At 62.2% G+C, this 12,998-nt stretch carries 11 protein-coding genes; 1 reads left to right on the top strand and 10 read right to left on the bottom strand.

The genetic code is table 11. The features are described 5' to 3' along the window. Positions 1-50 precede the first annotated feature (50 nt). From ACLEJQ_RS15655 to ACLEJQ_RS15615, 9 genes are all read right to left on the bottom strand, one after another. Positions 51-869: a phosphoglycolate phosphatase gene (locus ACLEJQ_RS15655; protein ID WP_440796444.1), complete on the bottom strand. Its 819-nt coding sequence runs from the start codon at positions 867-869 to the stop codon at positions 51-53. Next, on the bottom strand, positions 866-1,540 hold the full coding sequence (gene rpe, locus ACLEJQ_RS15650) for a ribulose-phosphate 3-epimerase (protein ID WP_440796442.1): 675 nt from the start codon (positions 1,538-1,540) through the stop codon (positions 866-868). The genes ACLEJQ_RS15655 and rpe overlap by 4 nt, the downstream gene beginning before the upstream one ends. 78 nt (positions 1,541-1,618) lie before the next feature. Then, positions 1,619-2,767, bottom strand: a complete 1,149-nt coding sequence (locus ACLEJQ_RS15645; protein WP_440796440.1) for an iron-containing alcohol dehydrogenase — start codon at positions 2,765-2,767, stop codon at positions 1,619-1,621. Between the two features lie 205 nt (positions 2,768-2,972). Next, the gene (locus tag ACLEJQ_RS15640) at positions 2,973-3,797 is read right to left on the bottom strand and encodes an ABC transporter permease (protein WP_440796438.1); all 825 of its coding nucleotides are present in this window, start codon (positions 3,795-3,797) and stop codon (positions 2,973-2,975) included. Between the two features lie 12 nt (positions 3,798-3,809). Further along, complete coding sequence (locus ACLEJQ_RS15635; protein WP_440796436.1) at positions 3,810-5,057, bottom strand: ABC transporter permease; 1,248 nt, start codon at positions 5,055-5,057, stop codon at positions 3,810-3,812. Positions 5,058-5,282: 225 nt separating this feature from the next. Then, positions 5,283-6,326, bottom strand: coding sequence for an ABC transporter substrate-binding protein (locus tag ACLEJQ_RS15630; protein ID WP_042730717.1), 1,044 nt, complete (start codon positions 6,324-6,326; stop codon positions 5,283-5,285). 49 nt (positions 6,327-6,375) lie between these two features. Then, positions 6,376-7,500, bottom strand: a complete 1,125-nt coding sequence (locus tag ACLEJQ_RS15625; protein WP_440796435.1) for an ABC transporter ATP-binding protein — start codon at positions 7,498-7,500, stop codon at positions 6,376-6,378. A 348-nt stretch (positions 7,501-7,848) separates the two neighbouring features. Then, complete coding sequence (locus tag ACLEJQ_RS15620; RefSeq protein ID WP_440796433.1) at positions 7,849-8,478, bottom strand: response regulator; 630 nt, start codon at positions 8,476-8,478, stop codon at positions 7,849-7,851. Positions 8,479-8,600: 122 nt separating this feature from the next. Beyond that, positions 8,601-10,997 (bottom strand): PAS domain-containing sensor histidine kinase, encoded by a 2,397-nt coding sequence (locus ACLEJQ_RS15615; RefSeq protein WP_440796431.1) that lies wholly within the window; start codon positions 10,995-10,997, stop codon positions 8,601-8,603. A 75-nt stretch (positions 10,998-11,072) separates the two neighbouring features. Here ACLEJQ_RS15615 and ACLEJQ_RS15610 point away from each other — a divergent pair, with 75 nt between their 5' ends. Beyond that, the gene (locus ACLEJQ_RS15610; RefSeq protein ID WP_440796429.1) at positions 11,073-12,068 is read left to right on the top strand and encodes an alpha/beta hydrolase family protein; all 996 of its coding nucleotides are present in this window, start codon (positions 11,073-11,075) and stop codon (positions 12,066-12,068) included. Between the two features lie 162 nt (positions 12,069-12,230). Here ACLEJQ_RS15610 and ACLEJQ_RS15605 read toward each other — a convergent pair whose 3' ends face one another. Continuing rightward, positions 12,231-12,998: a TerB family tellurite resistance protein gene (locus ACLEJQ_RS15605; RefSeq protein WP_440796427.1), complete on the bottom strand. Its 768-nt coding sequence runs from the start codon at positions 12,996-12,998 to the stop codon at positions 12,231-12,233.

Below are 12,998 nucleotides of genomic sequence, written 5' to 3'. Positions count from 1 at the left end.
GAGCGGATAGTCAGGTGTGCAAACGCGCCGGATAGCCGGCCAGGATCACGTCAGGCGCGCCAACGCCAGCGGGCCAGGGCCTTGATGACTTTCATCCAGAGTTTGCGGGTGACCACCACGATGGCGTTTCCAGAAGAGGATTGAACAGCGTCGGGCAACGTTATCTCAGCGGCCGGGTCCAGGCAACCGGGAATTAACAGGCGCAAATCGTCGATCACCAGTGCTGGAAGCTCCTCGGCAATCGGTCGACCATGGTTGTAACCGTAACTCAGCGCCACGCATTTGACCCCTGCCGCTTTCGCCGCTTGCACATCGCTGCGCGAGTCACCGACGAACAACGACTGTGAGGCCGGGATGTTGGCCATTTTCATCACGAAGAACAGCGCGGCCGGATCAGGCTTTTTCTGTGGCAAGGTGTCGCCGCCGATGATCCAGCGGAAATAACGGCCGATTTTCATCTGGTCCAGCAGCGGCGCGACGAAGCGCTCCGGCTTGTTGGTGATGAGCGCCATTTCCACGCCTTGCTTGTGCAACCACTTGAGGGCGGAGCGCACGCCGGGATAGACCACGGTCAGCGAGTGATGGCCTTCATAGGCTTCGTTGAATAACTCCAGCGCCCGTTCGGCCTCGGCATCATCGACACCCTCGGCGTCGATGTGGTTGGCCAGGGCCCGGCGCACCAGCATGGGCGCGCCATTGCCGACCCACTGGCGCACCGAGTCGATACCGGCCGGCGGTCGACCGAGCTGCAGCAGCATTTTATCCACCGCAGCCGCGAGGTCCGGGACCGAGTCGACCAGGGTACCGTCGAGATCGAACATCACCAGACGCGGCAGGCTGCCGGGAAACAGCTGCTCGAAACCGCTCATGGGCGTGCCAGGGCCAGTTCAGCACGCATTTTACCGATCACTTCCTGGTAATCCGGAGCATTGAAGATTGCCGAGCCAGCCACGAAGGTGTCGGCGCCGGCGGCGGCGATCTCACGGATATTGCCCACGTTCACGCCACCGTCGATCTCCAGGCGGATGTCACGCCCCGAGGCATCGATCAGGGCACGGGCTTCGCGCAGCTTTTCGAGGGTGCCGGGAATGAACTTCTGCCCACCGAAACCGGGGTTGACGCTCATCAGCAGGATCATGTCGACCTTGTCCATCACGTACTTGAGCACGTCCAGGGGCGTAGCCGGATTGAATACCAGGCCAGCCTTGCAGCCACCTTCGCGGATCAACTGCAGCGAGCGGTCGACATGCAACGTGGCTTCCGGATGGAACGTAATGTAGGTGGCGCCGGCCTCGATGAAGTCGCCGACGATACGGTCCACCGGGCTGACCATCAGGTGTGCGTCGATGGGCGCGGTGATGCCGTACTTGCGCAGCGCCGCGCAGACCATCGGACCGATGGTCAGGTTGGGCACGTAGTGGTTGTCCATGACATCGAAGTGAACGATGTCGGCCCCGGCGGCCAGAACGTTGTCCACTTCCTCGCCCAGGCGGGCAAAGTCGGCGGAGAGAATCGACGGAGCAATAGCGAAGGGCTGCATGACGCACCTGTTTTGAGCGAAATCACGATGGCGCGCATTGTATACCGCAAGATCTGGCGCGCCCACCGTGGCCGTCGGTCAATACGCCGCGCGGTAGATTTTCTCGATGTCGTCGGCGCTCAGCTGGCGCGGGTTGTTACGCATCAAGCGCTCGATTCCCGCCGCCTCCAGTGCCATCGAGGGGATGACATCCTCGGTCACTCCCAGGCTGCTCAAGCCCTTGGGAATCTCCACGGCGGCGCACAGCGCAACCATGGCCTGCACGGCTTCGTCGGCGGCTTCGGGATCGCTCAGGTGCGCGGTCTTGAGGCCCATGGCTTCGGCGATATCGCGCATGCGCTCCACACAGGCCAATTTGTTCCATGCCATGACATACGGCAGCAGCAAGGCGTTGGCAACGCCGTGGGAGACATGGAACCGGCCGCCCAGTGGATACGCCAGCGCATGCACCGCCCCGACCCCGGCGTTACCGAACGCCATGCCGGCCATCAGGCTGGCAGTGGCCATGTCCTCGCGTGCTTGCAAGTGCGAAGGGTTGGCGTAGGCCTTGGGTAACGCACGAGAAATCAGTTTGATGGCGCCGATGGCCAAGGCGTCGGTGATCGGCGAGGCATTGAGTGACAGATAAGACTCGATGGCGTGCACCAGCGCATCAACACCACTGGCGGCGGTCACGCTGCGCGGACAGGTGAGGGTCATCTGTGGGCTGACCAGCGCTACATCCGGCAACAGATAATCGCTGACGATGCCCTTTTTCAGCTGCGCGGCCTTGTCGGAGAGAATCGCGACGTTGGTGACTTCCGAGCCGGTGCCCGCCGTGGTGGGGATGGCGATCATCGGCGGGCCTTTGCGCGGCACCTGGTCGACACCGAACATATCCTCCAGCTCGCCGTGATACCCAGCGTAGGCGCCCACGCACTTGGCAATGTCGATGGCACTGCCGCCGCCCAGACCGATCAACCCATCATGGCCGCCATCGCGGTAGGCCTGCATGCAGTCCTTGACGATGGCGATCTCCGGATCGGGCATGACCCGGTCGAAAATCTCATAATCGCGCCCGCCCAGGTGTTGCAGCGCCAGTTCCACGGTGCCGGATTTCACCAGCGCCGCATCAGTCACGATCAGCGGATTATCGACGTCCAGCCGGGCCAGTTCGTTTGCCAGTTGCTCGATGGCAGCGGCACCGGTAATCAGTTTGTGGGCGATCTTGAATGAGGAAAGACTCATGTGCGCGGCCTCTTGTTCGAGTGTGGGCTGGCACAAGGATAGCTCGGTATTGAGGCTTGTTCCGTCATTCAGCTCATGAATGCCCTGACGCGCCCTGTGGGAGCGAGCCTGCTCGCGATAGCGGTGGCTCAGACGGTATATCTATCGACTGGTACACCGCTATCGCGAGCAGGCTCGCTCCCACAATTGGATCGGAGTCGTGAATTCAGGCCTGGGTGGTACGCAGCTTCTCACTGCGCCCACGCAACCACTCCAGCGTCAGCAACAGAATTACCGAGAATGCAATCAGCAGCGTTGCCGCCGCAGCGATGGTCGGGCTGAGGTTCTCGCGGATGCCACTGAACATCTGTCGTGGCAGGGTGGCTTGTTCGGGGCCGGCGAGGAACAGAGTGACCACGACTTCATCGAACGAGGTCGCGAAGGCAAACAGCGCGCCGGAGATTACGCCTGGGGCAATCAGCGGCAGGGTCACCCGACGAAACGTGGTCAATGGCGAAGCCCCGAGGCTGGCGGCGGCCCGGACCAGGTTGTGGTTGAAGCCTTGCAGCGTCGCTGACACCGTGATGATGACGAACGGTACACCCAGCACCGCATGGACCACGATCAGGGAAGCAAAACTGTTGCCCATTCCAAGCGGTGCGAAGAACAGGTAGCTGGCGACGCCGATAATCACCACTGGCACCACCATCGGCGAAATCACCAGCGCCATCACCAGTGCCTTGCCCGGGAAATCGCCACGGGTCAGGCCAATGGCCGCCAGCGTGCCGAAAATCATTGCCAGTACCGTTGCCGCCGGGGCCACGATGATGCTGTTCTTCAGCGCCCGCATCCATTCAGCCGAGGCGAAGAAATCGTGGTACCACTGCAAGGAGAAGCCCTGCAGCGGGTAGACCAGGAAACTGCCGGAGTTGAACGACAGCGGAACGATCACCAGCACCGGCAGGATCAGAAACAGCAGGATCAGCCCGCAGAGTATGCGCAAGCAGTAGAACCACACCCGTTCAACGGGGGACATGTATGGACTTACCATTTCGATCTCTCCTCAGCCCAGGCGCAGGCGACTGGCGCCTACCAGCCAGCTGTAAATCAGATAAAGCACGATGGTTGCCAGCAACAGCAGGCCGCCGAGCGCCGTGGCCATGCCCCAGTTGATACTGGTGTTGGTGTAGAACGCGACGAAGTAGCTGACCATCTGGTCGTTCGGGCTGCCCAGCAGCGCCGGGGTGATGTAGTAGCCGATGGCGAGAATGAATACCAACAGGCAACCGGCGCCCACACCGGCATAGGTCTGCGGGAAATACACCCGCCAGAAACTGGCGAACGGATGGCAGCCCAGGGAAATCGCCGCCCGCATATAGGTCGGCGAGATGCCCTTCATCACGCTGTAGATCGGCAGGATCATGAACGGCAGCAGGATGTGGACCATGGAGATGTAGACGCCAGTGCGGTTGAACACCAGCTCCAGGGGTTTATCGATCACCCCCATCGCCAACAGAGCGCTGTTGATCAGCCCGCCCGATTGCAGCAGCACGATCCACGCGGCCACCCGCACCAGGATCGAAGTCCAGAACGGCAACAGCACCAGAATCATCAGCAGGTTGCTCTGGCGCGACGGCAGGTTCGCCAACAGGTAGGCCAACGGATAGGCCAGCACCAGGCAAATGGCGGTGATCACCAGGCCCATCCAGAACGTGCGAGCGAAAATGTCGAGGTAGATCGCCTGGTCAGGGGTAGCCGTGGCCAGTTCGCCGAGGTCGTCGATGCGATGATCGACAGCCGCCAGCAGGTAATACGGGGTGACGTTACTGGTATTGCGGCGGATCACCTGCCAGTACGCGGGGTCGCCCCAGCGTTCATCGAGGTTCTCCATGGCTTCTTTATAGGACGCCGGTTCGCTGGCAAACGGCAGCGCCCGTGCGGTCTTGGTCAGCAGGCTGCGATAGCCGGCCAGTTCCATGTTCAGGCGTTTGGACAAGTCGCCCAGGGTCTGATTCTTGCGCGCATCGGCCAGGTCTTCACTGGCGGCCTTGTACACCGGTTCGCCAGGCAACCCGCGTCCGTCCCAGGCAGCGACCGCGGCCACGGTGCGCGGCATGGCGCTGACCACTTCAGGGTTACTGACACTCTTGAACAACAGCGCCACGATCGGCACCAGGAACACCAGCAACAGGAACAGCACCAGCGGCGCGATCAAGGCCTGGGCCTTCCAGCGGTTGACCCGCTCGGCGCGCTTGAGCCGCTGCTTCAGGGTGGGGCTGGTGCCCGCGTTCAGTGGAACGGCGATGGCCATGGCGAACTCCGCAAATCTTTTATCGTTACAGAGACGGCGTACCGCCTCTGTCATGTTGGAACAGCAACCTGTGCAAGCGAGTCATTGTGGCGAGCGAGCTTGCTCGCGCTGGGCTGCGAAGCGGCCCCAAAATTTTGTCGGCAGTGCCGATTTTGTGAGTGCTGCGCACTCAAGCGGGAGCAAGCTCCCTCGCCACAAAAGCCCGTTCATCCATGGACGCTTTGGTTACTTCGCAGCCCAGGAGTTGAAACGCTGCTCCAGTTGCTCACCGTTGTCAGCCCAGAAGCTGACATCGATCTGCACCTGGTTGGCGATGTTTTCCGGGGTGGTCGGCATGTCTTTCAGGACATCCTTGGCCAGCAGCGGTACGGCTTGGGTATTGGCCGGGCCGTAGGCGATGTTTTCCGAGTAGGTCTTCTGCTGCTGCGGCGCCACCGAGAAGGCGATGAACTTCTTCGCCGCTTCGGCGCGGGTCTTGTCCAGCCCACGCGGGATGGCCCAGGCGTCGAAGTCGTAGATGCCGCCGTTCCACACCACTTTCAGGTTGCTTTCCTTCTGTACCGCAGCGATCCGGCCGTTGTAGGCCGAGCTCATGACCACGTCACCGGAGGCCAGGTATTGCGGTGGTTGTGCACCGGCTTCCCACCACTGGATGTTCGGCTTGAGTTCGTCGAGCTTCTTGAACGCCCGATCCTGGCCGTCCTTGCCGGCCAGTACCTTGTAGACGTCCTTGGGCGCGACACCGTCGGCCATCAGGGCGAATTCCAGGGTGTACTTGGCGCCCTTGCGCAGGCCGCGCTTGCCTGGGAATTGCTTGGTGTCCCAGAAGTCCGCCCAACTGGTCGGCGCGGTCTTGAGTTTGTCGGCGTTGTAGGCCAGTACCGTCGACCACACGAAGAAACCTACGCCGCAAGGCTGGATCGCGCCCTTGACGTAGTCCTCGGTCTTGCCGAACAGGGCCGGGTCCAGTTGCTCGAACATGTCTTCGTCACAGCCACGGGAAAGCTCCGGGGACTCGACTTCCACCAGGTCCCAGGAAACGCTCTTGGTGTCGACCATGGCCTTGACCTTGGCCATTTCGCCGTTGTACTCGCCTGCCACGATCTTGCCATTGCCGGCCGCTTCCCACGGTGCGTAGAAGGCTTTGACCTGCGCCGCCTTGTTCGCCCCGCCGAAAGACACCACGGTCAGGTCCGGGCCCGCCGCCATTGCGCTTGCCGCACCCATCATGCCCAGGGTCAGGGCTGTGAACTTCAGGGATCTCAACATTTATTGTTCTCTCCACGTGCAGGGTTGGTGTTGGTACAGCAGGGGGCGATCAATTCGCCTCTAGAAGGGGATCGAGCGCACGCACATGCTCGACTTGCCAGCCAAGCGGAACCACGTCCCCAACGGCAAGCTCGGGATCGAGCTCGGCAATCGGCTGTTTCACGAAGAAGTCGTCCTTGCCGCAGACTTCCAGGCGAACCCGGACGTGGTCGCCCAGATAGATGAATTCCGCCACCCTCCCTGAGAAGCGGTTGACACATTGTTCGCTGGCGCCGTTGAGGCTCACCCGCTCCGGACGGATCGACAGGGTCACCGGCTCGCCGGGCCGACCAACGTTGACCGCCAGTGCCTCGACCTTCTCGCCGCGCCCCAACTCCACCAGACAACGGTCACCGGTATGGCTGTGCAGACGGCCGCTGAGGCGATTGTTCTCACCGATGAAGTTGGCAACGAAGGTATTTTTCGGTTCTTCATAGAGCGTACGCGGCGGGGCGATCTGCTGGATTTCGCCCTGGTGGAACACCGCCACGCGGTCGGACATGGTCAAGGCCTCGCCCTGGTCGTGGGTCACGTAGACTACGGTCACGCCGAGACGCTGATGCAGATGCTTGATTTCCATCTGCATGTGCTCACGCAATTGCTTGTCCAGTGCACCCAAGGGTTCGTCCATCAGCACCAGCTGCGGTTCGAACACCAGCGCCCGGGCCAGGGCGACACGTTGCTGCTGGCCACCGGACAGTTGCGCCGGGTAACGCTGGGCGAAGGTGTCGAGCTGAACCATGCTCAGGACGCGCTTGACCCGATCACTCACATCACTCTTGTTCAGGCCACGTACCGTCAACGGGAATGCCAGGTTCTCAGCGACGGTCATGTGCGGGAACAAGGCATAGTTCTGGAACACCATGCCAATGTCGCGCTTGTGCGGCGGCACGTTGTTGATGGCGCGCCCAGCCAGCTGGATCTCACCCGCGGTCGGGGTTTCAAACCCGGCGAGCATCATCAGGCTGGTGGTCTTTCCGGAGCCGGAAGGCCCGAGCAAGGTCAGGAACTCGCCTTTGCGAATGTCCAGGTTGAGGTCCTTGACGATCAGGTTTTCGCCGTCGTAGCTCTTCTGCACACCACGAAAGCTGACCAGCACATCACTGGTCCCCACGCTTGAATCGACCTGGCTCATACCCACACCTTTTGTATTGATGACTGCTTGTGAATCAAGCCTAGTGGAGCCTCGCGCCCGCGCAAATCGGGACGCAAGAGAGAATTGCCTCAGCCGGATGGAAGCGTCGGGGTAGGGATTTCCCTACAGGGATGGCGGGATTGGATAAATGCAGCAGCGAGCGTCGAGTGGCGAGCTGCAAGCACGGGGCATAAGCGGGTTATGGGCGTGTCGCAAATGGGTATGTCGACACATTTACCCCTGTGGGAGCGAGCTTGCTCGCGATAGCGGAGTGTCAGCCAACGTCAATATTGAATGTGCCGCCGCCATCGCGAGCAAGCTCGCTCCCACAAGGGAATTGCGTAAGGGTTAGAGCAACTTGTGCTCCATCGCGTATTTCACCAGTTCCGCCAGTGAGGTGATGTTGAGTTTCTGCATCAGCCGCGCCTTGTGGGTGCTGATGGTCTTGCTGCTCAGGGCCAGTTGCTGGGCGATGTCGTTGACGTTGGCGCCATGGGCCAGGCGCTCGAAGACCGAGAATTCGCGCTCAGACAGCAGCGAGTGCAGCGGCCGGGTGTCGGTCAGGCCGACTTCGAAGACCATGCGGTCGGCCAGGTCCGGGTCGATGTAGCGCCCACCGGCGGCCACCTTGCGAATTGCCATGAGCAACAAGGCCGGGTCGCTGTCCTTGGTCGCGTAACCGGCCGCGCCGACCTTCAACGCACGCGCCGCCATCTGCGCCTCGTCATGCATCGATAACACCAGGATGGCCGGCGGGTTGTTCAGCGCACGGATCCGCGGGATCGCCTCCAATCCGTTGACACCGGGCATGGAAATGTCCAGCAGCACCACTTCGCAGGGCACCTGCCGCAGGGTTTCGAGCAACTGCTCGCCATTGCTCGCCTCCCCCGCCACTACCAGATCCTTGGCCAGGCCAATCAACTGCTTGATGCCTTCGCGCACGATGGTGTGGTCTTCGGCTACCAATACACGGATCACGTTCTTCTCCAGATTCAGGATCTCATCGCGAGCAGGCTCGCCCCCACAGGGTATTGTGCGTGCGTCAAGCAATGTGGGAGCGAGCCTGCTCGCGATAGAGCCAGCCCAGACACCGTAGAACATCAGACCTCATTCAACGGCACCCGCACTTCCAAGCGGGTCCCCTCCCCCTGCTCACTGTCCAGGGTCAGATGCCCACCCATGATCAACACTCGCTCACGCATACCGACCAGGCCAAAGGAGCTCGGCCGAGCGGTATCTGCGGTGAATCCTACACCGTCATCGCTGACCGTCAGACACAATTCATCGCCTTCCCGGACCAGGGTCAACTCCACGGTGTGGGCCTGGGCATGTCGCATCACATTGGTCAGCGCTTCCTGAAGAATCCGGAACAGGCCAATGGCCTTGGCGTCGCTTAACGGCGGCAGGTTGTCCGGGACCTGCACCAGGCATGGGATCTGGGTGCGCGCTTCGAAGCGCCGGGCCTGCCATTCGATGGCCGAGGCAATGCCCGCATCGAGGATCGGTGGGCGCAACGCCGTCGCCACGTCCCGCACCAGTTGGAAGAGCTGGGCGATCAGGCGCTTCATGCTGTTGAGTCGCTCGTGCAGGCCCGAATCCAGTTGCGCGTAGGCCAGTTCGCACATGGACGTCTCAAGCTTCAACACCGTCAGCATCTGCCCCAACTCGTCGTGGACTTCCCGGGCAATGCGCGCCTTTTCTTCTTCTCGCACGCTTTCCAGGTGCGCCGACAATTCCCGCAGTTGCTCCCGGGAGCTGGCCAGTTCCAGTTCGATGCGCTTGCTGTCGGTGATGTCCCAGACGATGCCGTCCCAGACGTAGGCGCCGTCCTCGAGACGCCGGGTGATTGCCTTAATCTCGGCCCAGCGCTCCTGGCCTTCGCGGGTCAGGATGCGGCCCTGCCACGACCAGTCGCTGTCGCTGTCCAGCGCCTGATCCTGGGTGCGGTGGTAGCCGGCCTTGTCTTCGGGATGCACCAGGCTACGCAGTCCGGTGTCGCTGCGCGCCAAGGTCGCAGGGGAATAACCCACCAGGCTTTCACTGCCCTCACTGATATAGGCAAAGTCGATCTGGCCGGTCAACGGCGCCCGCTCGAGGCGAAAGACCAGGCCCGGCACGTTGGCGGCGATGCCCTGCAACCGCGCCTCGCTTTCGCGCAACGCGGCCAGGGCCCGGCGACGTTCGGTCACGTCGTTGAGGTAGACCACCAGGTATTCGGCGTCGCGAAAACGCAGGAAGCTCAAGGACACGTCGGCCGGCAAGATACTGCCATCGGCCCGCACGCATTCGGTTTCGAAGCTTTGCGGACCGTCCTCGCTGGCCCGGGCGCGCTTCCACAGGTTCAGCCAGCGATCCATGTGCAGGCCCGGCTCGAAGTCGATCAACGGCCGGTCGATGATCGCGCCCGAGGGGTAGCCGAGCATGGTTTCGGCGGCACGGTTGGCGTAGCGCACATGGCTGTCCCAGTTGACCCAGAGGATGCCGACCGTGCTCTGGTCAATGGAAAATTGCGTCAGGCGCAGGGCTTCCTCGCTGGCGGCGCGTTGGGCAATGTCTTCTCGCGCGGCACGCAGGCGTCGCTCCAGCCCTCGCTGCTGACGACGCTGCCAGAAGACGATCGCCATGCTGCCGAGCAGCAGCGCCAGCATCAATAGCGTCAGGTTCTGCCAGAACCCCGGGCTTTCGCTCAAGCGCGGGTATTTGGGCTTGATCCACCGGTTGTGCAACTGCTCCAGCGACTTGGCCGGAATCGCCCGCAAACCGCTGTCAATAATCTCCGCCAGCTCCGGCCAGTCGCGGCGGGTGGCGACCCGTAGCAGTTGCGGCAAACCTATGTCGCCTACCACCACCAGCTCGGCGAACTCGGGTTCGACCATCAAACGCCCCAACTGCGCCTCGTCGACCACTGCGTAGCGGGCCTGCTGGCTGAGCAACAGTTGCAGGGCCTGGCGCTCCATGGGTACGCCTTGCACATTCAGCATCGGGTAGTTGCTGCGCAAGTAATCGGCCGTGGGACTGGGCATGCGCACCGCGACCCGGGCCTGGGGGTCGAGTTTTTCCAGCTCCACGCCCTCAGCGCTTTTCTGCTCGCCGACGATCAACTGCGGCACCCGCATGTAGGGGTCGGAAAACTGCCAGATCTTGAGCCCGCTCGGGGACTGGGTGAGGCCCGGGGCGACATCCACCTCGCCGTCGCGCACCGCCGCTTCCAGCTGCGCCACGTCCTGGAAATTGCGCCAGGTCAGTTCGACATTCAACGCCTTGCCCAGCCACTGCATAAGCTCGACGTTGGTCCCGGACAGCCGCTGCAAGCGCCGGTCATATTGCGCATAGGGCGCCTGCAATACCAGGCCGACCCGCAGTTGCGGATGCTGCGCCAGCCACTGGCGCTGCTGTGCATTGAGCTGTGCCCCATGCGTGGACGGCGCGGGCGCGGCCCACGTCATCAAGGGAAGCCATAAACAGCCGATAACCCACAGGCAGCAAAAACGCATCATCTAAGTCTCATGCACTGACAAACACTGACCAACCCATTAGGCTGCCGGAAATACTTTCTGGTCATGGAATATCCGATGCCCTCTGTTTACCGCCTGGCATTGCCAGCATTGTGCCTGTCGCTGATCCTGCCGGGTGCGTTTTCTGTACAGGCCGACGAGCCAACACCCGACGCCACCGAGCAATCCTCCGAACAAAAGCCCGCCCAACGCCAGCCCTTGCTCGAGCGTAGCCAGGAAGAAGCGAGCGCACTGCAAAGAACGGTCCCGGTCCAGGAGCAACAACAATTGCAGACTGGCAGCGACACGTTCCTGGCTCTCTGGAAACCGGCCAACACCAGCGAACCCAAGGGTGCCGTCATCATAGTTCCCGGCGCCGGCGAAACCGCTGACTGGCCACAAGTGGTCGGCCCGTTGCGTAAAAAGTTGCCCGACATTGAATGGAGCAGCCTGAGTATCACCTTGCCGGACCTGCAAAGCGATGTCATCGCACCGCGGGTAGTGCAAGCCCCACCGGAGGTCAAGCCGGCTGACGCGGCCGCCGCGGCGCCGGACGCCACCACCGCCGCACCGATCGAACAGATCGCCGGGGGCGAGGCCGACGCGGTAGACCCGGTGGTTGCGCAAACCGATGAAGAACACGCCGGGGCGGATGCCGAACGTATCTTCGCCCGTATCGATGCCGCACTTGCCTACGCCGAGCAACAGAGTGCCCGCAGCATCGTGCTGTTGGGTCATGGCACCGGCGCCTACTGGGCGGCGCGTTACCTGAATGAAAGGCAGCCCGCGCAAATTGCCCGTTTCGTGATGATCGCCGCCCAGACCCCGGTGACCGCCAAACCCGGGCTGGCAGAACTGACGGCGCCCCTGAAAATGCCGACCTCCGATATTTTCTTTACGGACAAACCGTTGGATCGCAACGCGGCGCTGGAGCGCTTGCAGGCGAGTAAACGCTTGAAAGGCTCGACGTTCAGCCAGGTGTCCCTCAAATCGGTGCCTGATTCAGCGGCGCAACAGGAGCAAGTGTTTCGACGGATCCGGGGTTGGTTGAATCCGCAGAATCCAGGGAATTGAGCCTTGCACCGGCTCTTATGCCGGTGCGCACTCCCGTGGCGAGGGAGCTTGCTCCCGCTGGACTGCAAAGCAGTCCTGACTCCATCCGATACGGTCCAGACCGATTGCGACCGCTGCGCAGTCGAGCGAGAGCAAGCTCCCTCGCCACAGCTGAGCGGCTGACTAGCGAAAATCCCGTCGCTCGCGAATCAGCCGATAGGCGTGATGCAACTCCCGGGTTTTCTCCGTGGCTTCGCGCACCTGCAACGGCGTTGCACCGCTGCCGGCGATCTTGTCCGGATGATGGCGACTGAGCAGACGACGGTAAGCCCGCTTGATCTGCGACGGCTCGCTGGTGGCCGAGACCCCCAACAGGCGCAGCGCCTCCTGATAGGTCACGCCGCTGCTGGGCAGCGACAGTTTCTGCGGCCCGTAATCTGCCGCCAGCGCCTGGACCTGTTGCTGCGTCCAGCCCAGCCACTTACCCCAACGGGCAATCAATTCGCGCTCGCTTGTGCCCGCACGCCCATCCGCGTAAACCATCCGCCAACAGGCTCTTAATACACCTTCGGCCGCATGGGGCTGGGTGGCGAGCCGGCGCAGATAACCGCGCAAGCGATCGTTGCCGGACTTGCCCCGGTTGAACGCGGCGATGGCCCGGCGTTGCGCCGGTTCGCTCAGCCCCAGCGCACGCATTTCCTGACGAGCCTGCTGGATATGGCCATCGACCACCCGACCATCGCTTTTCGCCAGTCGTCCCAGCAACACGAACAACAGCTCATCGTTGCGCAATGCCGGGCGTCCGCCCAGGCCTTCACGTACCTGCGCCCAACTGTGCAGGTTCAGGCGCCGATCCAGCGCCTGCCCTAACAACGCACCGAGCATGGCCCCCGGAATGCTGGCTATGGCAAAGCCCGCACCGGCTCCAATCAGAGTCCCTGGCCACCACAT

This window comes from Pseudomonas sp. SMV71 (assembly GCF_052042015.1).
In the GTDB taxonomy this organism is placed as follows: Bacteria; Pseudomonadota; Gammaproteobacteria; order Pseudomonadales; family Pseudomonadaceae; genus Aquipseudomonas.
Note: the sequence above shows the minus strand (reverse complement) of the source record. Positions and strands in the feature narration are given on the sequence as shown.